18 protein-coding genes and 1 pseudogene are annotated in these 23442 nt (G+C 70.4%); 14 read left to right on the top strand and 5 right to left on the bottom strand.

Annotation, left to right across the window (positions count from 1 at the left end):
* Positions 1 to 417: 417 nt before the first annotated feature.
* Entirely contained in the window at positions 418 to 2157 is a 1740-nt protein-coding gene (locus tag AAFF41_RS21195) for a dolichyl-phosphate-mannose--protein mannosyltransferase (protein WP_343324426.1), read from the bottom strand.
* Between the two features lie 94 nt (positions 2158 to 2251).
* Between AAFF41_RS21195 and rsmI the strand changes: the two genes are divergently transcribed.
* The 11 genes and pseudogenes from rsmI to AAFF41_RS21140 all read left to right on the top strand — a co-directional run bounded on the left by rsmI (position 2252) and on the right by AAFF41_RS21140 (position 16683).
* The gene (rsmI, locus tag AAFF41_RS21190) at positions 2252 to 3109 is read left to right on the top strand and encodes a 16S rRNA (cytidine(1402)-2'-O)-methyltransferase (protein ID WP_319748992.1); all 858 of its coding nucleotides are present in this window, start codon (positions 2252 to 2254) and stop codon (positions 3107 to 3109) included.
* Positions 3110 to 3309: 200 nt separating this feature from the next.
* Positions 3310 to 3744: a hypothetical protein gene (locus tag AAFF41_RS21185; protein ID WP_054233043.1), complete on the top strand. Its 435-nt coding sequence runs from the start codon at positions 3310 to 3312 to the stop codon at positions 3742 to 3744.
* A 68-nt stretch (positions 3745 to 3812) separates the two neighbouring features.
* The gene (locus AAFF41_RS21180; protein ID WP_343324425.1) at positions 3813 to 4685 is read left to right on the top strand and encodes a TatD family hydrolase; all 873 of its coding nucleotides are present in this window, start codon (positions 3813 to 3815) and stop codon (positions 4683 to 4685) included.
* Between the two features lie 191 nt (positions 4686 to 4876).
* Positions 4877 to 6261, top strand: a pseudogene (locus tag AAFF41_RS21175) (resuscitation-promoting factor).
* Between the two features lie 176 nt (positions 6262 to 6437).
* Positions 6438 to 7334, top strand: coding sequence for a 16S rRNA (adenine(1518)-N(6)/adenine(1519)-N(6))-dimethyltransferase RsmA (gene rsmA / locus AAFF41_RS21170; RefSeq protein ID WP_319748989.1), 897 nt, complete (start codon positions 6438 to 6440; stop codon positions 7332 to 7334).
* Positions 7331 to 8278, top strand: coding sequence for a 4-(cytidine 5'-diphospho)-2-C-methyl-D-erythritol kinase (locus tag AAFF41_RS21165; protein ID WP_343324424.1), 948 nt, complete (start codon positions 7331 to 7333; stop codon positions 8276 to 8278). The genes rsmA and AAFF41_RS21165 overlap by 4 nt, the downstream gene beginning before the upstream one ends.
* Before the next feature lie 142 nt (positions 8279 to 8420).
* Positions 8421 to 9785: an acyltransferase family protein gene (locus tag AAFF41_RS21160; protein ID WP_343324423.1), complete on the top strand. Its 1365-nt coding sequence runs from the start codon at positions 8421 to 8423 to the stop codon at positions 9783 to 9785.
* Between the two features lie 206 nt (positions 9786 to 9991).
* Entirely contained in the window at positions 9992 to 11800 is a 1809-nt protein-coding gene (locus AAFF41_RS21155) for an ABC-F family ATP-binding cassette domain-containing protein (RefSeq protein ID WP_343324422.1), read from the top strand.
* Between the two features lie 238 nt (positions 11801 to 12038).
* The gene (locus AAFF41_RS21150; protein WP_343324421.1) at positions 12039 to 13889 is read left to right on the top strand and encodes an outer membrane protein assembly factor BamB family protein; all 1851 of its coding nucleotides are present in this window, start codon (positions 12039 to 12041) and stop codon (positions 13887 to 13889) included.
* 91 nt (positions 13890 to 13980) lie between these two features.
* On the top strand, positions 13981 to 15750 hold the full coding sequence (locus AAFF41_RS21145; RefSeq protein WP_343324420.1) for an outer membrane protein assembly factor BamB family protein: 1770 nt from the start codon (positions 13981 to 13983) through the stop codon (positions 15748 to 15750).
* 225 nt (positions 15751 to 15975) lie between these two features.
* On the top strand, positions 15976 to 16683 hold the full coding sequence (locus tag AAFF41_RS21140; RefSeq protein WP_079090104.1) for a helix-turn-helix transcriptional regulator: 708 nt from the start codon (positions 15976 to 15978) through the stop codon (positions 16681 to 16683).
* Between the two features lie 149 nt (positions 16684 to 16832).
* Here AAFF41_RS21140 and AAFF41_RS21135 read toward each other — a convergent pair whose 3' ends face one another.
* The 3 genes from AAFF41_RS21135 to AAFF41_RS21125 all read right to left on the bottom strand — a co-directional run bounded on the left by AAFF41_RS21135 (position 16833) and on the right by AAFF41_RS21125 (position 19552).
* Complete coding sequence (locus AAFF41_RS21135) at positions 16833 to 17330, bottom strand: hypothetical protein (RefSeq protein WP_319748983.1); 498 nt, start codon at positions 17328 to 17330, stop codon at positions 16833 to 16835.
* A 222-nt stretch (positions 17331 to 17552) separates the two neighbouring features.
* A complete protein-coding gene (locus AAFF41_RS21130; protein ID WP_319748982.1) occupies positions 17553 to 17852 on the bottom strand; it encodes a hypothetical protein in 300 nt (99 codons plus the stop codon).
* A 20-nt stretch (positions 17853 to 17872) separates the two neighbouring features.
* On the bottom strand, positions 17873 to 19552 hold the full coding sequence (locus AAFF41_RS21125) for a sodium:solute symporter family protein (protein ID WP_343324419.1): 1680 nt from the start codon (positions 19550 to 19552) through the stop codon (positions 17873 to 17875).
* Positions 19553 to 19705: 153 nt separating this feature from the next.
* Here AAFF41_RS21125 and galT point away from each other — a divergent pair, with 153 nt between their 5' ends.
* The 3 genes from galT to galK are packed head-to-tail and all read left to right on the top strand — an operon-like array spanning position 19706 to position 22880.
* Complete coding sequence (gene galT, locus AAFF41_RS21120; protein WP_319748980.1) at positions 19706 to 20770, top strand: galactose-1-phosphate uridylyltransferase; 1065 nt, start codon at positions 19706 to 19708, stop codon at positions 20768 to 20770.
* Positions 20767 to 21729, top strand: a complete 963-nt coding sequence (gene galE / locus AAFF41_RS21115; protein WP_343324418.1) for a UDP-glucose 4-epimerase GalE — start codon at positions 20767 to 20769, stop codon at positions 21727 to 21729. The genes galT and galE overlap by 4 nt, the downstream gene beginning before the upstream one ends.
* A gap of 8 nt (positions 21730 to 21737) precedes the next feature.
* On the top strand, positions 21738 to 22880 hold the full coding sequence (galK, locus tag AAFF41_RS21110; protein WP_319748978.1) for a galactokinase: 1143 nt from the start codon (positions 21738 to 21740) through the stop codon (positions 22878 to 22880).
* Positions 22881 to 22986: 106 nt separating this feature from the next.
* Here galK and AAFF41_RS21105 read toward each other — a convergent pair whose 3' ends face one another.
* Positions 22987 to 23442, bottom strand: coding sequence for a GNAT family N-acetyltransferase (locus tag AAFF41_RS21105; RefSeq protein ID WP_319749059.1), 456 nt, complete (start codon positions 23440 to 23442; stop codon positions 22987 to 22989).

Raw genomic sequence — 23442 nt, 5'->3', positions numbered from 1 at the left:
GTTGCGCGGTGGGTGTGGGATTTGAACCCAGGGTGGCTCGCGCACGACCGTTTTCAAGATCTGTCTGTCGTTGGCGGGCCGGATCTGGCGTCCGGCTGATCCGGCACCAGACTTGTGACTGGAGTCGCCCGATCCCGTTACCTTCACGTTCCTGCGCTGTGATGAGGTGCGGCAGAGGTTGCGCCGCTGGCCATGGACAAGGCCTGGACGGCAAGCGTTGCCCTTTGGTGAGAAGAACACGTTTCTACTGGTCAGACGAAGAGCGTTTGTGTCGACCTGGGAGGTCTGTATATCTCTCAGGGGCAAGAGCTGGGCCGTCATGGGGCCGTCCGAAGGTGACCAACGACACCCACTAACGACCAACAACGGCCAAGAGGGCGCGGCAGACTGCCGCGCCCTCTTGGTGTGTCTGTGCAGCTAGACCCAGGTGTCCAGCCACATCCGCGACCGCCACTGGTCTATGGGGATCGCGGTGCCCGTGTACAGGGGCCAGAAGTAGATGAAGTTCCAGGCGATCAGGAGGACCAGGACGCCCGCGCTCGCCGCGCCGATGACGCGGCGGCGTTCCGTGGAGCCGGGTGGGCCGAGGATCGCGCCGATCATCATGGCGACCGCCAGGCACAGGAACGGGACGAAGATGATGGCGTAGAAGAAGAAGATCGTGCGCTCCTGGTACATGAACCAGGGGAGGTAGCCGGCCGCGATGCCGCAGGCGATCGCGCCCGCCCGCCAGTCGCGGCGGAACGCCCAGCGCCACAGGACGTAGACGATCGCGAAGCAGGCGGCCCACCAGAGGAGGGGCGTGCCCAGGGCCAGGACCTCGCGGGCGCACTTGCCGCCCGCGTCCGCCGGGCAGCCGTCCTTGCCGGGCAGCGGGGACTCGTAGAAGTACGAGACCGGGCGGCCCAGGACGATCCAGCTCCACGGGTTCGACTGGTAGGTGTGCGGCGACGAGAGGCCGACGTGGAACTCGTACACCTCGTGCTCGTAGTGCCACAGGCTGCGCAGCCAGTCGGGCAGGAAGGTCCAGCTGCCGCCCTTGCCGTCGGTCGCGGCCCAGTTGCGGAAGTAGCCGCCCTTGCCGTTGGTGGGGGAGAGGATCCAGCCGGTCCAGGAGACGAAGTACGTGGCGATCGCCACCGGGACCGTTGCGAGGAACGTGATGCCCGTGTCGTGCTTGAGGGCCGCCATGTACGGGTGACGGGCGCCCGCGACCCGGCGCGCGCCGACGTCCCACAGGACCGCCATCAGGCAGAACGCGAAGAGCACGTACAGGCCGCTCCACTTGGTGCCGAGGGCCAGGCCCAGCAGCAGACCGGCCGTCCAGCGCCAGGGGCGCCAGCCGAGGCGGGTGGACTCGGCGATGTGCGCGTCGGGGCGTACGAGCCCGTCCGCGTCCGTCGGCAGGGCGCCCGCCAGTCGGGCGCGTGACCGGTCGCGGTCCACGATCAGGCAGCCGAAGGCCGCCAGGACGAAGAACATCAGCACACCGTCGAGCAGCGAGGTGCGGCTCATCACGAAGTGCAGCCCGTCCACCGCCATCAGCGCGCCCGCGAGACAGCCCAGGAACGTGGAGCGGAACATCCGGCGCCCGATCCGGCACAGCAGCAGCACCGACAGCGTGCCGAGCAGCGCCGTCATGAAACGCCAGCCGAACGGATTGAAGCCGAACATCCATTCGCCGAGCCCGATGACGTACTTGCCGACCGGGGGATGCACCACATAGGCGGCGTCCGAGGGGATGCCGACGTGCCCGCTGTTCTGCAGGATCAGGTCATTGGCGTTCTTGTCCCAGTTGACCTCGTACCCGCGGTGGATCAGCGCCCAGGCGTCCTTGGCGTAGTACGTCTCGTCGAATATCACCGCCTTCGGGCTGCCCAGGTTCCAGAACCGCATCAGCCCCGCCATCAGGGTCACGAGCAGCGGGCCGCCCCAGCCCGACCAGCGCGTGATGCGCTCCGCGACCTCGTGGCGCAGCCCGAACGCAGCCCAGATCCGGGGGCTGGGTTCGGCGTACGGCGGCACGAGCCGATCACGCACATCGCTTCTGGGTGGTGCGTTGTATCCGAAGCGGCGCAGCCGCTGCTGCCACGACGGCCGCCGTTCTTCGGCTGCCTGGCCCTGCCGGGTGTCCGTGGAGGACGCGGTACTGGTCACCGCGCCATCGTAGGGAACAGGTCTGTGGGAGTCCCGTGCACGGGCCTAATGGGTGGATGCGGCTGCCGCCGAATGCCCCTGCGAGGATGGAACCGTGACAGGAACCCTTGTTTTGGCCGGCACCCCCATCGGCGACGTGGCCGACGCCCCGCCCCGGCTCGCCCAGGAGCTGGCGGGCGCGGACGTCGTCGCCGCCGAGGACACCCGCAGGCTGCGCCGGCTGACCCAGGCGCTGGGCGTGCAGCCCACCGGGCGCGTGGTGTCGTACTTCGAGGGGAACGAGGCCGCCCGCACGCCCGAACTCGTCGAGGCGCTGGCCGGCGGGGCGCGCGTGCTGCTGGTGACCGACGCCGGGATGCCGTCCGTCTCCGACCCCGGGTACCGGCTGGTCGCCGCGGCCGTCGAGAAGGACATCAAGGTCACCGCCGTACCCGGCCCGTCCGCCGTGCTCACCGCGCTCGCGCTGTCCGGGCTGCCCGTCGACCGGTTCTGCTTCGAGGGGTTCCTGCCGAGGAAGGCGGGCGAGCGGCTGTCGCGGCTGCGGGAGGTCGAGGGCGAGCGCCGCACGATGGTCTACTTCGAGGCCCCGCACCGCCTCGACGACACCCTCGCGGCGATGGCCGAGGTCTTCGGGGACGAGCGGCGGGCCGCCGTCTGCCGGGAGCTGACCAAGACGTACGAGGAGGTCAAGCGCGGACCGCTGGGCGAGCTGGCGGCCTGGGCGGCGGAGGGCGTACGCGGGGAGATCACGGTGGTGGTCGAGGGCGCGCCGGAGAAGGGCGCCGAGGAACTGGACGCGGGCGAACTGGTGCGCAGGGTGCGGGTGCGGGAGGAGGCGGGAGAGCGCCGCAAGGAGGCCATCGCGGCGGTCGCGGCCGAGGCCAAAATTCCCAAGCGCGACGTCTTCGACGCGGTGGTCGCGGCAAAGAACGCGGCGCACAGCGCCCCATAGAAGAGCAAAGGGCCCGCACGGAAAGCAAAGCTCAGGCCGTGTCTCCGAGGCATTCCGACAAGGAAAGGCCAAAACGACTCCAATAGTCGACAGGCCTGATGCGTTCCCGCTCGGAGAAGCGTCCACTGGTTGAAGGGACGTACCCGTCCCTCGCCCCCGCCGACCGGGGGCGCTTGTCCAGCGGAACAGCAGGAGCTGGCATGAGTGAGATCGCAGGGCAGACCGGCAACCGCAGCGCGGCGACCGCCGTCGTCAACGAGTCGTATTCCTTCGCATGCATGCGCTGTGGGCACGGCTGGGAGCAGTCGTTCGAGATAGAGCACCACCGCGACGCCGAGGGCGGCGAGTTCGTGATGTACGTGGCGGACGGCCATGTCGTGCCGTCGCCGCTGAGCCGGCCCTCCTGCCAGAACTGCGACGGACACGTGGTGCGCATCATGCGCGCCGGACAGGTGTCCTCCGTCCAGAACTCCATGCACCAGCACACGCACCGACCGGTGCCGGCCCACCCCGAGCAGGCCCACGGCGAGCAGGCCCACGACGAGGCCGTCGACCAGCCGGCCCTGCCCAGGGAACCCCACCACTGGCACCTCTCCGACCTGCTGCACCCCTTCCACCACCGCAAGGCGGGCTGATCGCGGAAGTGCGGTGACCTCGCCCGGGTGAGGTCCGGTCCGGCGTGCCCCTTTCGTAGGATCGGGGCATGCCCTCCGACAAGACCGAAGCGCCACCGCTCCCCGAGCCGCTGCGCGTTCCCGTCGCCGACTCGCACACCCACCTCGACATGCAGTCCGGCACCGTCGAGGAAGGCCTCGCCAAGGCCGCCTCGGTCGGCGTGACCACGGTCGTCCAGGTCGGCTGCGACCTGAAGGGCTCCCGCTGGGCGGCCGAGACCGCCGCCGCGTACGAGGCCGTGCACGCCACCGTCGCCCTGCACCCCAACGAGGCGCCCCGTATCGTGCACGGCGACCCCGACGGCTGGTCCCGCCAGGGCGCACGGCAGCCCGGCGGCGACGGCGCCCTGGACGAGGCCCTCGCCGAGATCGACCGCCTCGCCGCCCTTCCCCAGGTCAAGGGCGTCGGCGAGACCGGGCTCGACTACTTCCGTACGGGCCCCGAAGGCAAGGCCGCCCAGGAGCGCTCCTTCCGCGCCCATATAGAGATCGCCAAGCGGCACGGAAAAGCCCTGGTCATTCACGACCGGGACGCGCACGCCGACGTGCTGCGCGTCCTGAAGGAGGAGGGCGCGCCCGAGCGGACCGTCTTCCACTGCTACTCCGGCGACGCGGTGATGGCCGAAATCTGCGCCCAGGCCGGGTACTACATGTCCTTCGCCGGAAACATGACCTTCAAGAACGCCCAGCCCCTGCGCGACGCGCTGGCCGTGGCCCCCCTGGAGCTCGTCCTCGTCGAGACCGACGCGCCCTTCCTGACCCCCGCCCCGTACCGCGGACGGCCTAACGCGCCCTATCTCATTCCGGTCACGGTGCGCGCCATGGCGGCCGTGCGGGGCATCGACGAGGAGACGCTGGCGACGGCGCTCTCGGCGAACACGGCGCGGGCCTTCGGTTACTGAGGGATAACGCTTCCGGCCATTTTTCGGGGTCACACCTCAGGGCAGTGTCGCGACACAGCGTAGCCGCGTTGCTTGGGAGAGTGACGGCCGCTCCGCTAGGTTCTGGTCGCCCGCCCGTCTCCCACCACCGCCCTGAACGAACCCTCCGGGCGCCCCTTTTACTCCACCGGACCCCCCTGGAGCGTGTTGTCGTGAGCAACTCGCAGTACGAGACGTTTGGCCTGACGGGAACGTCGTTCGAGGACCGAGGAACTGGTGGGCAGCCGCCGTACGGTGTCGGAATCCCGGACCGCGGCGGCTACGTGGACACCTACCGGCCCGCGTACGAGTCACTGGCGGTGTCCGAGGCGCCGACCGAGCCGATACTGCCCCGGCAGACGCCGACGTTGGTGCGGACGCAGGCGCTCGGGGATCCGGCGGAGGAGCCCCGGCCCGGCGGGCGGGCCGCCGCCCGGCGCGCGGCCCGGCGGCGGCGCACCGCCGAGCGTCCCGACCCGCTGCGGCTGCTGCCCCAGGCGCTGGTCGTCGCCTTCCTCGCCGGCGGCGCCTCCGCCTTCGTCGCCAGCGACAAGGCCATCGAGCTCAGTGTCGACGGGAAGGCGCGCACGCTGCACACCTTCGCCGACGACGTGACCGAACTGCTCGCCGAGGAGGGCGTGCGCGTCGGCGCGCACGACGTCGTCGCGCCCGCCCCCGGCGCCGAGCTGACCAGCGGTGACGAGATCGCGGTCCACTACGGGCGGCCCGTGCGGCTCACCCTCGACGGACAGCCGCACGAGGTGTGGACGACGGCGCACACGGTGGACGGGGCGCTCCAGCAGCTAGGGGTGCGCGCCGAGGGGGCGTACCTGTCGACCTCACGCTCCCAGCGCATCGGCCGTCAGGGCCTCGCGCTCGACGTCCGCACCGAGCGGGCGGTGACGATCATGGCGGACGGGCGGGCACGGACGATCCGGACGAACGCGGCGACCGTCGGCGAGGCCGTCGAGGAGGCCGGGATCACCCTCCACGGCGAGGACACGACGTCCGTCCCGTCAGGGAGCTTCCCCGGGACGGGCAGACGGTCAGCGTGATGCGGATCACCGGCTCCCAGGAGGTCCGCGAGGAGGCGATCCCCTTCCGGACGACACGGACGAACGACCCCTCGCTGTTCCACGGCACCGAGATCGTCGACCGGGCCGGGGAGCCCGGGACCCGGCGGGTCACCTACCAGGTGCGGACCGTCAACGGGGTCAGGCAGAAGCCGCGGAGGGTCGGGGACGAGGTGGTCCGGGAGCCGCGTGGACAGGTGGTGCGGGTCGGCACGAAGCCGCGGCCCGACTCCACGCAGGATGCGGACCATCTGAACTGGTCCGGGCTCGCGGCGTGCGAGTCCGGCGGCCGCCCCGGCGCCGTGGACCCCTCCGGCACCTACGGCGGCCTGTACCAGTTCGACACCCACACCTGGCACACGCTCGGGGGGTCCGGGCGGCCCCAGGACGCCCCGGCCGCGGAGCAGACCCGCCGGGCGAAGAAGCTGTACGTCCGCCGGGGCACGAGCCCGTGGCCCCACTGCGGAGCCCACCTCCACGACTGACCGGTTCATCGGCCCGAACGGCCTCGTCCTCAAAACGCCGGACGGACCGAAGACGCGCGCAGCGCCGCTTCAGGTGTGCGGGGAACTGCGTGGCTGGCCCCCGCACGCCCGCAGTCGAACCATGCACCCGGGGTCCGGGAAAACGGCTCGCGCCGTCGCACCCGTACGCTTGGGGCGTGAACAGCCCCCCCTCCGACGCCCTCCTGGGCCCCGCCGACGTCCGCGAGCTCGCGGGTGCCCTCGGTGTGCGGCCCACCAAGCAGCGCGGCCAGAACTTCGTGATCGACGCCAACACCGTGCGCCGCATCGTGCGTACCGCCGGCGTGCGGGCGGACGACGTGGTCGTCGAGGTAGGCCCCGGCCTCGGCTCGCTGACCCTCGCGCTGCTGGAGGCGGCCGACCGGGTCGTCGCCGTGGAGATCGACGACGTACTCGCGGGGGCGCTCCCGACGACCATCGCCGCCCGTACGCCGGCCCGCGCCGACCGCTTCGCACTCGTGCACTCCGACGCCATGCACGTGAACGAGCTCCCCGGCCCCGCCCCCACCGCCCTCGTCGCGAACCTCCCGTACAACGTCGCCGTCCCCGTGCTGCTGCACATGCTCGACACCTTCCCGACCATCGAGCGCACGCTGGTGATGGTGCAGGCCGAGGTCGCCGACCGGCTCGCCGCCGACCCCGGCTCGAAGGTGTACGGCGTGCCGAGCGTCAAGGCCAACTGGTACGCCGACGTGAAGCGGGCCGGCTCCATCGGACGGAATGTCTTCTGGCCCGCGCCGAACGTCGACAGCGGCCTCGTGTCGCTCGTCAGGCGCGCCGAGCCCATCAGGACCACGGCCTCCAAGCGCGAGGTCTTCGCGGTCGTCGACGCCGCCTTCGCCCAGCGGCGCAAGACGCTGCGCGCCGCCCTCGCCGGGTGGGCCGGGTCCGCGGCCGCCGCCGAGGTCGCGCTCGTCGCCGCCGGGGTCTCACCGCAGGCCCGCGGGGAGTCGCTGACGGTGGAGGAGTTCGCCCGTATCGCCGAGAACAAGGCCGAGAGCAAGGCCGAGAACAAGGAGAGCGCTCAGCCGTGACGGAGTCGAAGACCGAGCCCACGACGCACACGGGCAGGGGCACGGGCACGGACGTCGTGACCGTACGTGTCCCCGCCAAGGTCAACGTCCAGCTCGCCGTCGGCGCCGCCCGCCCCGACGGCTTCCACGACCTGGCCAACGTCTTCCTCGCCGTAGGGCTGTACGACGAGGTCACCGTGACGCCGGCGGACGAGCTGCGGATCACCTGCGAGGGCCCGGACGCCGACCAGGTCCCCCTCGACGCCACGAACCTGGCGGCCCGCGCGGCCCTCGAACTCGCCCGCCGGTACGGCGTCGAACCGGGGGTCCACCTCCACATCGCCAAGGACATCCCCGTCGCGGGCGGCATGGCGGGCGGCAGCGCCGACGGCGCCGGCGCGTTGCTCGCCTGCGACGCCCTGTGGGGGACGAACGCCTCCCGCGAGGAACTCCTCGACATCTGCGCCGAGTTGGGCAGTGACGTGCCGTTCAGCCTGGTGGGCGGGGCGGCGCTGGGTGTCGGACGGGGCGAGCAGCTGCGGACGCTGGAGGTCGGCGGGACCTTCCACTGGGTCTTCGCGATCGCCGAGCGCGGGCTGTCGACCCCGGCGGTCTTCCGGGAGTTCGACCGGATGAACGAGGGCGTGCGGATCCCGGAGCCGGTCGCCTCGCAGGAGCTGCTCGACGCGCTGGCCAAGGGGGATGCCGGGGCCCTCGCCCGCGCCGTCTCCAACGATCTCCAGCCCGCCGCGCTCTCCCTCTTCCCGGCCCTCGCCGACACGCTCGCCGCCGGGCGGAGCGCCGGTGCGCTCGCGGCCCTGGTCTCCGGCTCGGGGCCGACCACGGCCTTCCTCGCGGCGGACGCCGAGTCCGCGCGCGCGGTCGCCGACACACTGCGCGCCTCCGGCACCTGCCGGACGGTACGGGTCACCGACGGCCCCGCCCCCGGCGCGACGGTCGTCTGACCCGCACGGACACGTCACGGGCACCCGCTGCTGAGAAGCACGTGACGGGCACCCGGTACACGTCACGAGCGCCCGGTACTCAGAGGCGAATTGAGTACGGGCGCGCTGACGCCGTAGCGGCGGACGGCGCGACCGTACTCGTATGGCATCAAGCGCTCACGCCCTCGCCGAGGCCACACCCGCCTCGCGCGACAAGTACGTCGACCTGCTGCGGGTCGCCTCGCTCGGCACGGTGGTGCTCGGGCACTGGCTGATGGCCGCCGTGTCGGTGCGCGGCGACGGACGGGCCGAGGTCGGGAACCTGCTCGCCGTGGAGCCCCGCCTCCAACTGCTCACCTGGGCCCTCCAGGTCATGCCCGTCTTCTTCTTCGTCGGCGGCTTCTCGCACGCGCTGTCGTACCGCTCGCTGCGACGCAAGGCCGGGGAGAACGGGGAGAACGGAGGAGCGGCTCTCTACTCCGTGTTCCTGCGCGCCCGGTTGCAGCGGCTGCTGCGGCCGACCGTGGTGTTCATCGGCGTGTGGGGAGCGCTCGCGCTCGCTCTGCAACTCGTCGGCAGGGAGGGCGGGTTGCTGGACGTGACGCTGCGACTCGTCGCCCAGCCGCTGTGGTTCATAGGGATCTATCTGGCGATGGTGGCCTTCACCCCGCCGCTGCTACGGCTGCACGAGCGGTACGGGTGGGGCGCGTTCGGCGGGCTCGTCGCCGCGGCCGGGCTGGTGGACGTGCTGCGGTTCGGGTCCGGGGTGCCGTACGTCGAGTTCCTGAACTTCGCCTTCGTCTGGCTCGCCGTCCACCAGCTCGGATTCCTGCGCGCGGACGGGAAGCTGCGACGCCCCCACCTCCTCGCGGGCGCCGGGCTCGCCGGGGCGGTGCTGCTGGTGGCGTACGGGCCCTATCCACGGTCCATGGTGGGGATGCCCGGCGAGAAGATCTCCAACATGGCGCCACCTACCTTCGCGCTGCTGTGCCACGGGCTGTGGCTGGTCGGCGGGGTGGAGTCGCTGCGGGGCCCCGCGCAGCGGTGGCTGCGCCGGCCACGGGTGTGGCGTGCGGTCGTCGCGGCCAACGGCGTGTCCATGACCGCCTTCCTGTGGCACCTGACCGCGATGCTCGGTGTGTACGGGGCGCTGCTGGCCCTCGGCGTACGGCTGCCGGAGCCCGCGACGGGGGTGTGGTGGGCCCAGGTGCCGGTGCGGGTGGTGGTGGCCGGTGTGGTGACGGCCCTGCTCGTCACCGTGTTCCGGAGGTTCGAACAGCCCTCTGCCGTGGTCCTGGGGGAGTCGGGGGTGTCGCCCGCGGGTGTGCGGTCGGCCGCCGCGCTCGGCGTGACGCTGTGCCTCTTCGGGGTGCTGGGGCTCTCCATGGTCGGGTTCGGCGGGTTGCTGGAGGGGCGTACGGCGGTACTGATCGCGGTCCGGGTGACGGCTCCGGTCGCCGTGGCCATGACGCTCGCGGGGTGGCTGCTGGTGGAGCGGGCGGGACGCGGTCGGCCTGCGGCCGCGTAAGTATGTGGCGCGGTGCGTTGTCCGCGGGCCGGTGGGGGCCGGTCGCGGGGTTCCCCGCGCCCCTGGGGGCCGGGGCTGCGCCCAGGGCCCCGACCACCCGCAGCCGAGGGAGCCACCCGCAACCGCAGGACCCACCCGTGTGGCTCGGGAGGTGAGGGAGCCGGACTACCCTTGAGGGTCGATCGTCCCCCTTGTTCAGGAGAGAAATGGCCGTCAACCTGGTCAATGTCGAGTCCGTCAGCAAGGTGTACGGCACCCGTGCCCTGCTCGACGGAGTCTCCCTCGGCGTCAGCGAGGGCGACCGGATCGGTGTGGTCGGGCGGAACGGCGACGGCAAGACCACCCTCATCCGCATGCTCGCCAAGCTGGAGGAGGCCGACACCGGCCGTGTCACGCACTCCGGCGGGCTGCATCTGGGAGTGCTGACCCAGCACGACTCCCTCGATCCCAACGCCACCGTCCGGCACGAGGTCATCCGGGACCTCGCCGACCACGAGTGGGCGGGCAACGCCAAGATCAGGGACGTCCTGACGGGACTGTTCGGCGGCCTTGACCTGCCGGGGTTCCCGCAGGGGCTCGACACGGTGATCGGCCCGCTCTCCGGCGGTGAGCGCCGCCGTATCGCGCTCGCCAAACTGCTCATCGAGGAGCAGGACCTGATCATCCTCGACGAGCCCACCAACCACCTGGACGTGGAGGGCATCGCCTGGCTCGCCCAGCACCTGCGGGAGCGTCGGTCGGCGCTGGTGTGCGTGACCCACGACCGGTGGTTCCTCGATCAGGTCTGCACCCGTATGTGGGACGTGCAGAAGGGCGCGGTGTACGAGTACGAGGGCGGGTACTCCGACTACGTCTTCGCGCGCGCGGAGCGTGAGCGCATCGCCGCCACCGAGGAGGTCAAGCGGCAGAACCTGGTGCGCAAGGAGCTGGCCTGGCTGCGGCGCGGCGCCCCCGCCCGTACCTCCAAGCCGCGCTTCCGCGTCGAGGCCGCCAACGAGCTGATCGCGGACGTGCCGCCGCCCCGCGACAAGAGCGAACTGATGAAGTTCGCCAGCTCGCGCCTCGGCAAGACGGTCTTCGATCTCGAGGACGTGACGGTGCAGGCGGGCCCGAAGGTCCTGCTCAAACACCTCACCTGGCAGCTCGGGCCCGGCGACCGGGTCGGGCTCGTCGGTGTGAACGGAGCCGGCAAGACCTCCCTTCTGCGCGCCATGGCCGAGGCCGCCCGCAGCGAGGGGGAGACGCAGCCCGTCGCCGGGCGGATCAGCACCGGCAAGACCGTCAAGCTCGCCTATCTGTCGCAGGAGGTCGCCGAGCTCGACTCGACCTGGCGGGTGCTGCAGGCCGTGCAGGCCGTCCGCGACCGGGTCGACCTGGGCACGGGGCGCGAGCTGACCGCGGGGCAGCTGTGCGAGACGTTCGGCTTCAACAAGGAGAAGCAGTGGACGCCCGTCGGGGACCTCAGCGGTGGTGAGCGGCGGCGGCTTCAGCTGCTGCGGCTGCTCATGGACGAGCCCAACGTCCTCTTCCTCGACGAGCCCACCAACGACCTCGACATCGAGACGCTGACCCAGTTGGAGGACCTGCTCGACGGCTGGCCCGGCTCGATGATCGTGATCTCCCACGACCGGTTCTTCATCGAGCGCACGACGGACAACGTGTTCGCGCTTCTCGGCGACGGCACCCTGCGGATGCTGCCGCGCGGGATCGACGAGTACCTGGAGCGGCGCAAGCGCATGGAGGAGGTCGCCGCGGCCGCGGTACTCGCCGCCGCGCCCGCGCCGTCCGCCAGGGCCGCCTCCTCCGCCGACGCCCGCGCCGCGAAGAAGGAGCTGCAGAAGATCGAGCGTCAGCTCGACAAGATCTCCGAGAAGGAGAGCAAGCTCCACACCCAAATCGCCGACAACGCGACGGACTTCGAGAAGGTCGCCAAACTCGACGCCGAACTGCGTCAGTTGATCGGTGAGCGCGAGGAACTGGAGCTGCGCTGGCTGGAGCTCGCGGAGGACGCGTAAGCCCCTGGAAGGTGGCGCGCGCGTCCCGTGAAGGGCGCGTGAAGGCGCATAACGAGGGCGTCACGGGCCGGTCCTCCCTTGGGAACAGGGGGAGTACCGGCCCCTTGTTCGAGGTCTCCAGAGTGATAGAAAGGTCCGTCTGAGAACAGTCTGAGAACCACCGGTGTGGCGCGAAATCGGCGCCGCCGACCGCGCCGCCGGTGGGGCGCCACATCAGTGAACTAGGGGGAACGCGCTGATGAGTCAGCCGCCGAGTGAGCCGCCGCAGGGTGGCTTCGGAGCACCGCAGGACCAGCCACCGACGCCGTCGACGCCGCCGGTTCCACCGGCGGCACCGGCGCAGGGCGGGTTCGGCGCACCCCCCAACGCGCCCCAGGGCACGCCTCCTCCGCCCGCCGGTCCGCCGGCGCCCGGTTACGGATATCCGCAGCAGTCCGGGCCCTACGCCCAGCCCGGCCCGTACACACAGCCGCCGCAGCAGCCGGCGGGCCCGTACGCGCAGCCGCCGCAGCAGCCGGGGCCGTACGCCCAGCCCGGCCCGTACGGTCAGCAGCCCGCATACGGTCAGCAGCCCGGATACGGGTCCGGGTACGGCTATCCGGGCCAGGCGCAGTATCCCGGCGGCCCGGGTACCCCTCCGCCACCTCCCGGTGGTTCCAAGAGCCCCTTCAAGGGCCGCCCGGCCCTGGTCGTCGGCGCCGCCGTGGCCGCGCTGCTCGTCGTCGGCGGGACGGTCTGGGCCGTCAGCGGCGGGGGCGGCGACGACGGCAAGAAGCCGGTCGCCCAGGACAGCAAGGGCGGGAAGGCCTCCTCCTCCGCCGATCCGGTCAACCCCGGTGACGGCAGCGGCAACGGTGGCGGGGACCCCGAGAACCTCAACGCGGGCCGCCAGGCCGGTGAGGCGAAGGTGCTCTGGTACAAGCAGGCACCCGACGCCCCCGGTTCCGGCGCCGACGCCCCCGGCCTGTGGATCACCGACAAGGCGGCGGTGAAGGCCGCGTACAAGCAGGTGTTCGCGTACAACGTCGGGGACGGCAAGCCCGCTTGGGACCCGATCACGTTCCCGCAGCCGATCTGCGCGGTCACCCCGCAGAAGACGTCCGACGACAAGGTCGTCGTGGCGTACAAGAGCGGTGCCGGCGACAACGCCAAGTGCAACCAGCTCCAGCAGATAGACCTCGGCACCGGTGCCAAGGGCTGGAGCGGCAAGGTCGCCGACGGAGCGCTCTTCGACAGCACGCTCACCATCGAACTGTCGGTCACCGGCAAGACGCTGATGGTCGGTCGTTCGCAGTCCGGCACGGCGTACGACATCACCAGCGGCAAGAAGCTCTGGGACAAGACGAATTACGGCCAGGCCTGCTACCCGTCCGCGTTCGCGGGCGGCGCCAAGCTGCTGTCCGTCGCCTCCTGCGGTGCCGCCACCGACACCGAGCACGACGAGGTGCAGCAGCTGGACCCGGCCACCGGCAAGGCCCAGTGGACCACGAAGATCCCCAAGGGCTGGACGGTCGAGCGCACGTACTCCGTCGACCCCGTCGTCATCTACATGACCAACAAGGACCAGAAGAAGGTCAACGTCACCACGTTCAAGGACAACGGTGCCGTCCGTTCGCAGCTCAAGAGCAGCGACGCCTTCAGGCCCGAGTGCGGTTTCGCCATCCTCGACCGCGATCTGACGGGCTGTTTCGGCACCACCGCCGACGCGAACACGCTCTATCTGCCGACCGAGGCGAAGAGCGGCGCCAACGAGATCGTCGCCTTCGACCTGTCGACCGGCAAGGAGAAGTGGCGCGTCAAGTCCCCGGCCGACGAGTCGATGCTGCCGCTGAAGATGGACGGCACGCGGTTGATCGCGTACGTCGAGCCGTCGTACGACGCCGGTGGGCAGATCGTGTCGATCCCCACGACCGGAAGCAGTCACCGGCCCGCCAAGCTGCTGCAGAACCCGCAGGGCACGGCGTCGGTCGAGAACGGCTTCTTCTCGAAGGCGGTCGACTACGTGGACGGGCGCTTCTACCTCTCCACCACCCGGCTGACGGGCAACGACCAGTCGAAGGAGAAGTTGATGCTGGCCTACGGCAAGTGACGCACGCTCACGCCACCCTCGCTCCGTTCGCCACCTTCTTCGTCTCCCGCATCTCCGTCCCCAACGCATCCGCATCCGAGGTAGACACGTCATGAGCCAGCCGCCGCCCCCACCACCGCCGAACCAGCCCCCACAGGGTGGCTTCGGCGCGCCCCAGGACCCTCCGCCGGGCGGGTTCGGCGCGCCCCAGGCTCCGCCGCCCGGTGGGTTCGGCGCCCCGCAGCCTCCGCAGGGTCCCGGTTACGGCTACCCGCAGCAGGCGCCCCCGCCGGGGCCCCCGGCCCAGCCGGGCTACGGCTACCCCGGTCAGCAGCCCGCGCAGCCTCCGGGACCCCCGTACGGCTACGGCTATCCGCAGCAGCCGCCGACCTACCCGATGCAGCCCCAGGTTCCCCAGGGCGGGGGCGGCGGCCGGAAGCCGAACAGCCAGGTGGTCATCATCGTGGCGGCCGTCGTGGCCGTCGCGCTGATCATCGGTGGCGGGGTCTGGTACGCGAACTCCGGCAAGGACGACAGCAAGAACAACTCCTCCGGCAGGAGCGGCGGCACCGGAGGCAAGGGCGGCACGGGCGGCGACGGGACCACCGGTTCCACCGGCAAGGAGAAGGTCCCCGCCAACACCACCTCCAAGGTCCTCTTCCAGGTCCCCGCGCCCGCCGTGCCCGCCGAGAGCAGCGTGTCCACCGTCGGCTCCTGGCTCACCGACAAGGTGTACGCCAAGAGCGGCGACGCCGAGATCAACGGCTACGACCCCGACTCCGGCGCCAAGCTCTGGACGATCAAACTCCCCGGCCCGGTGTGCACGGCCAGCCGCCACACCACCGACTCCGGACGGACCGCGATCGTCTACGAGCCCGCCATGCCGACCAAGGCGAAGCCTTCCCACGGCTGCAGCGAGGTCTCCGCCCTCGACCTCGCCGCGGGCAAGCTGCTGTGGACGAAGTCGGTCAAGTCCGGTGACCAGAAGACCAGCCTCAACAACGTCACCACCAGCGCGAACACCGTCGCCGTGGGCAGCACCAACGGTGGCGCCGCGTTCGACATCTCCACCGGCAAGGCGCTGTGGGCACCCAAGCCCACGGACAGCTGCTACGACGCCGGATACGGCGGCGGCGACAAGCTGGTCGCGGTCCGCAAGTGCGGCGAGTACGGCAGTACGCGGCAGTTGCACATCCAGACCATCGACCCGACGTCCGGGAAGGTGATCTCGGAGTACAAGATGTCGCCCGGCATCGAGTACGCGAGCGTCGTGTCGACCAACCCGCTGGTGGTGGCCGCCGACGTCGGCGACTCCGCCGGTGACGGCAGCGGCATCTCGGACTTCTTCTCTATCGACAACAAGACCGGCCAGCTGCGCACCAGGATCTCCGCGCCGGGCAAGACCTACGCCGCCAAGTGCGACGGCATCACCAGGATCGAGGGCTGCGCGAAACTGGTGGTCGGCAACGACAGGCTCTACATCCCGACCGAGCAGCACGACGGCGGCCAGTCCGGCCGGATCAACGAGATCGTCGCCTTCGACCTGGGCACCGGCAAGCAGACCGGCCAGCGCGCGGACGCGGGCGACGGCTACGACATCTCCCCGCTGCGCATGGACGGCGGCAACCTCCTCGCGTACAAGCGTCCGCCCTACGACAAGGGCGGTCAGATCGTGAGCATCGACGGCACCTCCTTCAAGGAGACCAAGCTCCTGGAGAACCCGGCGACCCAGGCGGTCCGCGACGCGGAGACGAGCATGCTCCCGGACTACGCCGAGATCCTTTACAGCGAAGGTCACCTGTACATGTCCGCGATCTACGCCCACAAGCCGTACAGCACCTCCGAGAAGGAGTACCTGGCGATCGCGTTCGGCACGCAGTAGGTCAACTTCTTTTGACCATGGCCCCGTCCCAGCTCAGGGACGGGGCCGTTCGCTTACCCCTCATCACTCCCGAATGCGAGGAATTTCGATATTCCGGGGCACTTCTCACCAGTAGGGGAAGCGCAACGTCGAACAAGCGTGTAGCTTCCGGGGGATGGAGAGCCGGGGGGCTCCTAATCCACGGGGAACCAGTGGGGATGCTTGGGGGGACTGGGGGGTTGCTCGATGGGAGTGCGGCTCATGGTGGTCGACGACCACCGACTGCTCGCCGAGGCGTTGGCCTCGGCGTTGAAACTGCGGGGGCACCGGGTGCTCGCCGCGGCGGCGCCCGCCGCGGGAGCGGCGGAGCTGGTGATCACCAGGGCACCGGAGGTGTGCCTGATCGGCACGGCGACACCCGCCGAGCCGGGAATCTTCGACCCGGTGATCAGGATCAAGCGGGAGCGTCCGCAGGTAGCGGTCCTGGTTCTGGGGCCGGTCCCGAACCCGCGCGGCATCGCCGCCGCGTTCGCCGCGGGCGCGTCGGGCTACGTACGCCACGACGAGCGCATAGAGGGAGTCGAGCGCGCCATCATGAAGGCGAGGGCGGGTGAGGCGGCGGTGGCCCCCGCCCTGCTCCAGGGTGCCTTCAGTGAGCTGCTGAACCCCGCGGCCCAACCGGACGACGAGGGCCAGCGGCTCCTGCAGATGCTCACCCCACGCGAGGTGGAGGTCCTGGTGAGGGTCGCGGACGGGGAGGACACGAGGCTCATCGCGGCCGGTATGGGGATAGCCCCGTCGACCGCCAGGACCCATGTCCAGCGGGTGCTGATGAAGCTGGGGGTGGGGTCGCGGCTGGAGGCGGCAGCCCTGGCCGCGCGGACGGGCCTGCTGGACCGGGCGGGGCCGATGACGGCGGTGCTGGGCAGTACGGAAGACCCTCGGCCCACGTAGTCACCCTGTCGAGGGTGTGGCGAGTCGACCGCGTACGCAAAAGGCGTTGGGCTCGACGGTGAAGTACCGCCGAACCCAACGCCATACGTTCAGGCCGCGATGTCAGGCGTGTTCGTGAGTCGCCGACACGGCGTGCGGTGAACGACCGGTCACGTGCAGGCCTCGGAGAGCTGCGCATCGGTGGCGAGCACCGCGTTCAGCGCCGCGGTGATGTTGGCCGGGACCTGTGGGACGGCCGCCAGGGCGGCGGTGAGGACCTGCAGGTCCGCCTGCAGCTGCACGGCGAGGGTCGCGCAGGTCGGCCGCGTCGGAGGCGCTGCCGGGAGGCACCCGGCGGCGCGGAGCTGTGCGACCGTGGTCTGGGCTGCGGCGACTGCCGCCTGGGCCGCGGCGACGTCGGGCGTCGGCGTGGCGGCCAGAGCCGTCGCGGCGGCCTGCAACTGCGTGGCGAGCTCACCGCTCAGAGTGGCGCATGCCCTCGGGGGCGTCGGGGGCGTCGGGGGCTTCGGGCCCTTGGATTCCTGGACGACGGGCGTGACGGGCTGCGGGTTCGTGGCCGCCATGGCCGCCGGGGCTATGACCAGGGACAGGGATGCCAGGGCCGCGGCCGACGCGACAGCGGACCCGAAGCGCTTGAAATGGAACATTCCGCGCCTTTCTTTGTGTGTGAGTGAGGGAGTCGGGGAGGTGTCCCCCAGCTCAGGAGGCCTCGTGGCGTGGCCAGGGGCAACTCCATTTGTCCTATTCACTCCGGGTCGTGGCACCCGCCGACGCCCTCGATGGGAAGAAGAGTGCAGGTCGGAGGCGTGTGGCGGAGATGACCCGAACGCGGGTGCGCGCTACTGTGAACGGGCGACCACCTAGAGTGATCATTCCTCGTCGGGCAACGGCACGGGCGGAGCCAGCGGGCGCAGCCACAGCCACAGCAGGAAGAAGACGCCCAGGGCGAGCATGCCGAGGCCGGTCCAGAGGTTGATGTTGACGCCTTGGGCCTTGGCGAGTTCGGCCTTGGAGGCGGTCAGGCCCGCCAGGGTGACGATGACGCCGTAGACGACGAACAGGCCGCCGATGATGGTGCGGATGTCGAAGAGGCGGGTCGCGGTCGCGGACTGATGCTCCAGCTCCGTGACCTCGCGCTGGACATCACGGTCCGAATAGTGGTCGGACATGGTTGCTCAGGCCTCCTGCGTCAGAACGAGAACGGGATGTAGCAGGCCGCCGCCAGGATCAGCGCGCCCCAGCCCAGCAGTGCCGGCCTGCGGTACCACGCGTCGTCACCCACGGCGGGCGGCTCGGCCATGCCGGGGGAGACGGTGCCGTAGACCAGGCCCTGGAGGTCCTCCGCCGGTTTGGGGGCCGTGAAGAGGGAGACCGCGACCATCACCACCGCGCCGGCCACGAAGCCCGCGATCGCCGAGACGAAGTTGGCTCCCTGGTCGGAGGGGATGGCGATGATCCCCTGCTTGTAGATGACGAAGTAGTTGACCATCGCGGCCGTCGTGCCTGCCAGCAGTCCCCAGAATCCCGACTTCGCCGACGCGCGCTTCCAGAACATGCCGACGATGAAGGCCACGAACATCGGCACGTTGAAGAAGGAGAAGAGGGTCTGCAGGTAGGCCATGATGTTGGAGAAGGACGACGCCAGGAAGGCCGTGCCGATCGACGCCAGGACGCCGATCACCGTGATCAGGCGGCCGAAGCGGACGTAGTAGGAGTCCTCCCGGTCGGTCACGACGTACCGCCGCCAGATGTCCGACGTGAACACCGTGTTGAACGACGAGACGTTGGCCGCCATGCCCGCCATGAAGGCGGCCAGGAGCCCCGTCACCGCGATGCCCAGCACGCCGTTCGGCAGCAGTTCCTGCATCAGGTACGGGACCGCGTCGTTGTACTGGAGGTTCGAGCCGCTCGTACCGATCCTGGGCACCAGGACCGCCGCCACCAGGCCCGGGATCATCACCAGGAAGACGATGAAGATCTTGGGGAACGCCGCGATGAGCGGGGTGCGCTGGGCTGCCGACAGGTTCTTCGCCGAGAGCGCGCGCTGCACCTCGGCGAAGTTCGTCGTCCAGTAGCCGAAGGAGAGGACGAAGCCGAGGCCGAGGACGATGGTCAGCCAGTTCGCGCCCAGCGGGTTCACATGGCCGATGCCCGTACCGCCCCAGGCGGTGGTGAAGTCACTGCCGTGCGTCGTGTGGAGCGAGTGGGTCAGGCCGTCCCAGCCGCCGACGCGCTTCAGGCCGAGCGCGGCGATCGGGATCAGGGCCGCGAGGATCACGAAGAACTGCAGCACCTCGTTGTAGATCGCCGAGGACAGGCCGCCGAGCGTGATGTACGCCAGGACGAAGAACCCCGCGATCACGATCGCCACCCACTGCGGCCAGCCGAGCAGGGCCTCGACCACGATCGCCAGTGAGTACAGGTTGACGCCGGCGATCAGGATCGCCGCGAAGGCGAACAGGATCGAACTCAGCAGGTGCGCCGCCTTGTCGAAGCGCAGGAGCAGGAACTCCGGGACCGAGCGGACCTTCGAGCCGTAGTAGAACGGCATCATCACCAGGCCCAGGAACACCATGGCGGGGATCGCGCCGATCCAGTACCAGTGCACGGTGTAGACGCCGTACTGCGCGCTGTTCGCGGCCATCCCCAGGATCTCGGTCGCGCCGAGGTTGGCGGAGATGAACGCGAGGCCGGTGATCCAGGCGGGCAGCGACCGCCCGGAGAGGAAGAAGTCGAGGCTGGTTTTGACCGAGGCCTTGGCGGCGAAACCGATGCCGAGCACGACGACGAAGTAGATGCCGAGGATCGTGTAGTCGAGCCCGTTCGTGGGGAGCCGGAGCCCTGCGGCGAGGTATGTGGGGGCATGCATGCCCGTATCCATGCCCCGTGAGTCCCACGATGCTGCCCAAGCTTCACAGACACCCCCCAAACCCCCGAAGGCATTGACGTCCCTGTTGCTTTGTGGTTTGTTGTGTTCGGTTATGTTTGATGGTTGGGTGTGGTGTGGATGAGGAGTCCAGCGGTGAAGAAGACCTCGACCCGGCTCGCCGACGGTCGTGAGCTGATCTACTACGACTCACGCGACGACACGGTGCGCGACGCGGTGGACCGCCGCCCGCTGGAGCCCACCGTCACCAGCTCCCAGGTGCGCCGAGACCCGCTGCTCGGCGACTCGGTCGCGATCGCCTCGCACCGCCAGGGGCGCACCTACCACCCCCCGGCGAACGAGTGCCCCCTGTGCCCCTCGCAGGGCGACCGGCTGAGCGAGGTCCCGGACTCCTCGTACGACGTCGTCGTCTTCGAGAATCGTTTCCCCTCGCTCGCCGGCGACTCCGGGCGCTGCGAGGTCGTCTGCTTCACCTCCGACCACGACTCGTCCTTCGCCGACCTCACCGAGGAGCAGGCGGGGCTCGTCCTGGAGGCGTGGACGGACCGCACGGCGGAGCTGTCCCACCTCTCCTCCGTCGAACAGGTCTTCTGCTTCGAGAACCGCGGCGAGGAGATCGGCGTCACCCTCGGCCATCCGCACGGGCAGATCTACGGCTACCCGTTCACCACCCCGCGTACGGCCCTGATGCTGCGCTCGCTGGCCGCGCACAAGGAGGCCACCGGCGGCCAGAACCTCTTCGACGACGTCGTCGCACGCGAACTCGCCGAGGGCGACCGGATCGTCCTGGAGACCGAGCGATGGGTCGCCTTCGTGCCGTACGCCGCGCACTGGCCCTACGAGGTCCACCTCTACCCCAAGCGGCGCGTGCCCGACCTGCTCGGGCTCGACGAAGAGGCGCGCACAGAGTTCCCCCAGGTCTATCTGGAACTCTTGAGGCGCTTCGACCGGATCTTCGGTGAAGGGGAGCCTCCGACGCCGTACATCGCCGCCTGGCACCAGGCGCCGTTCGGCGCGCTGGCGGAGTTCGAGGGTGTGAACAGGGACGACTTCGCGCTTCACCTCGAGCTTTTCACCATTCGCCGCACTTCCGGCAAGCTGAAGTTCCTCGCGGGTTCCGAGTCCGGCATGAGCGTGTTCATCAACGACGTGCCGCCGGAAGCCGCGGCCCAGCGATTGCGAGAGGTAGCGAGTTCATGAGTGGGAAGTACCTGGTCACGGGTGGCGCGGGCTATGTCGGCAGCGTGGTCGCGCAGCATCTGATCGAGGCCGGTCACGAGGTGACGGTCCTCGACAACCTGTCGACGGGCTTCCGCGAGGCCGTCCCGGCGGGGGCTGCCTTCATCGAGGGCGACATCCGCGACGCCGGTAAGTGGCTGGACTCCTCGTACGACGCCGTGCTGCACTTCGCCGCGTTCTCGCAGGTCGGCGAGTCCGTCGTGAAGCCCGAGAAGTACTGGGACAACAACGTCGGCGGCACCATGGCACTGCTCGCGGCGATGCGCGAGGCGGGCGTGCGCAAGCTGGTCTTCTCCTCCACGGCCGCCACGTACGGCGAGCCGGAGCGGACCCCGATCGTCGAGTCCGCGCCGACGAGGCCCACCAGCCCCTACGGCGCCTCCAAGCTCGCCGTCGACCACATGATCACCGGCGAGGCGGCGGCCCACGGACTGGGCGCGGTGTCGCTGCGCTACTTCAACGTGGCCGGCGCCTACGGGGCGCAGGGCGAGCGCCACGACCCCGAGTCGCACCTCATCCCGCTCGTCCTCCAGGTCGCGCAGGGGCGGCGGGAGGCGATCTCCGTCTTCGGCGACGACTACCCAACGCCGGACGGCACCTGCGTCCGCGACTACATCCACGTGGCGGACCTGGCGGAGGCGCACCTGCTGGCGGTCGAGGCGGCCACCGCCGGTGAGCACCTCATCTGCAATCTCGGCAACGGCAACGGTTTCTCCGTCCGCGAGGTCATCGAGACCGTCCGCCAGGTCACGGGGCACCCGATCCCCGAGGTCATGGCCCCGCGCCGGGGCGGGGACCCGGCCGTGCTCGTCGCCTCGGCGGCGACCGCGCGCGAGCGGCTCGGCTGGAACCCGTCCCGCGCGGATCTCGCGGGGATCGTCGCGGACGCGTGGGCGTTCGCTCAGAACAAGGAGCGGTAGGTAATTCGGTGGGCGTTCGCGAGGGGTTCGAGGAGCTGTACGGGGCCGCACCGGAAGGCGTCTGGGCGGCGCCGGGGCGGGTCAACCTGATCGGCGAGTACACGGACTTCAACGAGGGGTTCGTGATGCCGCTCGCCCTGCCGCACACAGCGGTGGCGGCGGTGTCGCGGCGCACGGACGGGGTGCTGCGGCTGCACTCCGCCGACATCGAGGGCCCGGTCGTCGAACTGCATGTCGACGAGCTGGCGCCGCTGACCAACGCCAGCTGGGCCGCCTACCCGGCGGGCGTGGTGTGGGCGCTGCGCGAGGCGGGGCACGCGGTGACGGGCGCGGACGTGCACCTCGCCTCGACCGTGCCGACAGGGGCGGGCCTGTCCTCCTCCGCCGCTCTGGAGGTCGTGACCGCACTCGCTCTGAACGACCTGTACGAACTCGGCCTCACCGGGCCCGAACTGGCCCGGCTCGCCCAGCGCGCCGAGAACGACTTCGTCGGCGTGCCCTGCGGGATCATGGACCAGACGGCGTCCGCGTGCTGCACCGAGGGGCACGCCCTGCACCTCGACTGCCGCGATCTGTCCATCCGGCAGGTCCCCTTCGATCTGGCCTCCCAGGGGCTGGAGCTGCTGGTCGTCGACACGCGGGTGAAGCACGCGCTGGGCGACGGGGCGTACGCCGAGCGGCGCGAAGGGTGCGAGGAGGGCGCGCGGCAGCTCGGGGTCTCGCATCTGCGGGATGTCGCGTACGCGGAGCTCGACGCGGCGCTCGCGCGCCTGTCGGACGAGCGGGTACGCCGATACGTCCGCCATGTCGTCTCCGACGATCACCGAGTGGAACGGGTCATCGCGCTGCTGGACGCCGGGGATGTCCGGGCCATCGGTCCGGTCCTCACGGAGGGGCACGCCTCGCTCCGGGACGACCTGCGGATCTCCTGCGAGGAACTGGACCTGGTGGTCGCCACGGCCAACGCCGCGGGGGCGCTGGGTGCGCGGATGACCGGGGGCGGCTTCGGTGGCTCGGCGATCGTGCTGGTGGAGTCGGCGGATGTGGACACGGTGACGAAGGCGGTGACCGAGGCGTTCGGCAACGCCGGCCACACGGCTCCTCGGGTCTTTCCGGCGGTGCCTTCCGCGGGGGCCCGGCGCTTGAGCTGACGCTCGGGTGCGTTCTTTGTCTGCGGACCGTGGGGGCTGGGCGCGCAGTTCCCCGCGCCCCTGAAAGCTTCGGGGTGACCGGTGTTCGCAGGCGGGGGAGTCATGGTCAGGACAACGGCTTGGTCAGGGTGTATTCCGTGATTCCCGGGGGATAGTCGGGGATCACGCATACGACCTCGTAGCCGTGTTTCTTGTAGAAATCGGGAGCCTGGAAGTCCCAGGTTTCCAGGCGGGAGTCGCGGCAGCCGCGCTCCTCGTGGGCGAGGCGCTCGGCCTCGGCGAGGAGCCGGCCGCCGAGGCCCGCGCCGCGGTGGGGCGTGTCCACCCAGAGGTATGTCACGTGCAGCCATGTCGTCCAGGTGTGTCCGACGAGCCCGCCCGCGAGCGCCCCGTCGGCGGCCAAGGCCCAGACGTGGAGCGGAAGTTCCCGTTCGGCGGGGGTGCCGCGCAGAGCGCGGAGGATCGGGGACGCCTGTGTGTTCGTGTCGCGCAGTCGCCGGCGGAGCAGATCACGCCGGTCTTTGTCGTCTCCTGTCTCCATACGAAACATACGGCTCACCAT

The organism is Streptomyces mirabilis (assembly GCF_039503195.1).
Taxonomy (GTDB): domain Bacteria; phylum Actinomycetota; class Actinomycetes; order Streptomycetales; family Streptomycetaceae; genus Streptomyces; species Streptomyces mirabilis_D.
Note: the sequence above shows the minus strand (reverse complement) of the source record. Positions and strands in the feature narration are given on the sequence as shown.

Excerpts from the sequence above, each read along its gene's own strand:
- AAFF41_RS21140 (WP_079090104.1), top strand. The coding sequence starts at position 15,976 with ATGGGAGTGCGGCTCATGGTGGTCGACGACCACCGACTGCTCGCCGAG.
- AAFF41_RS21135 (WP_319748983.1), bottom strand. The coding sequence starts at position 17,330 with ATGTTCCATTTCAAGCGCTTCGGGTCCGCTGTCGCGTCGGCCGCGGCC.
- AAFF41_RS21185 (WP_054233043.1), top strand. The coding sequence starts at position 3,310 with ATGAGTGAGATCGCAGGGCAGACCGGCAACCGCAGCGCGGCGACCGCC.
- AAFF41_RS21130 (WP_319748982.1), bottom strand. The coding sequence starts at position 17,852 with ATGTCCGACCACTATTCGGACCGTGATGTCCAGCGCGAGGTCACGGAG.
- AAFF41_RS21155 (WP_343324422.1), top strand. The coding sequence starts at position 9,992 with ATGGCCGTCAACCTGGTCAATGTCGAGTCCGTCAGCAAGGTGTACGGC.
- AAFF41_RS21150 (WP_343324421.1), top strand. The coding sequence starts at position 12,039 with ATGAGTCAGCCGCCGAGTGAGCCGCCGCAGGGTGGCTTCGGAGCACCG.
- galE (WP_343324418.1), top strand. The coding sequence starts at position 20,767 with ATGAGTGGGAAGTACCTGGTCACGGGTGGCGCGGGCTATGTCGGCAGC.
- AAFF41_RS21125 (WP_343324419.1), bottom strand. The coding sequence starts at position 19,552 with ATGCATGCCCCCACATACCTCGCCGCAGGGCTCCGGCTCCCCACGAAC.
- AAFF41_RS21180 (WP_343324425.1), top strand. The coding sequence starts at position 3,813 with ATGCCCTCCGACAAGACCGAAGCGCCACCGCTCCCCGAGCCGCTGCGC.
- AAFF41_RS21160 (WP_343324423.1), top strand. The coding sequence starts at position 8,421 with ATGGCATCAAGCGCTCACGCCCTCGCCGAGGCCACACCCGCCTCGCGC.
- AAFF41_RS21105 (WP_319749059.1), bottom strand. The coding sequence starts at position 23,442 with ATGGTGAGCCGTATGTTTCGTATGGAGACAGGAGACGACAAAGACCGG.
- AAFF41_RS21145 (WP_343324420.1), top strand. The coding sequence starts at position 13,981 with ATGAGCCAGCCGCCGCCCCCACCACCGCCGAACCAGCCCCCACAGGGT.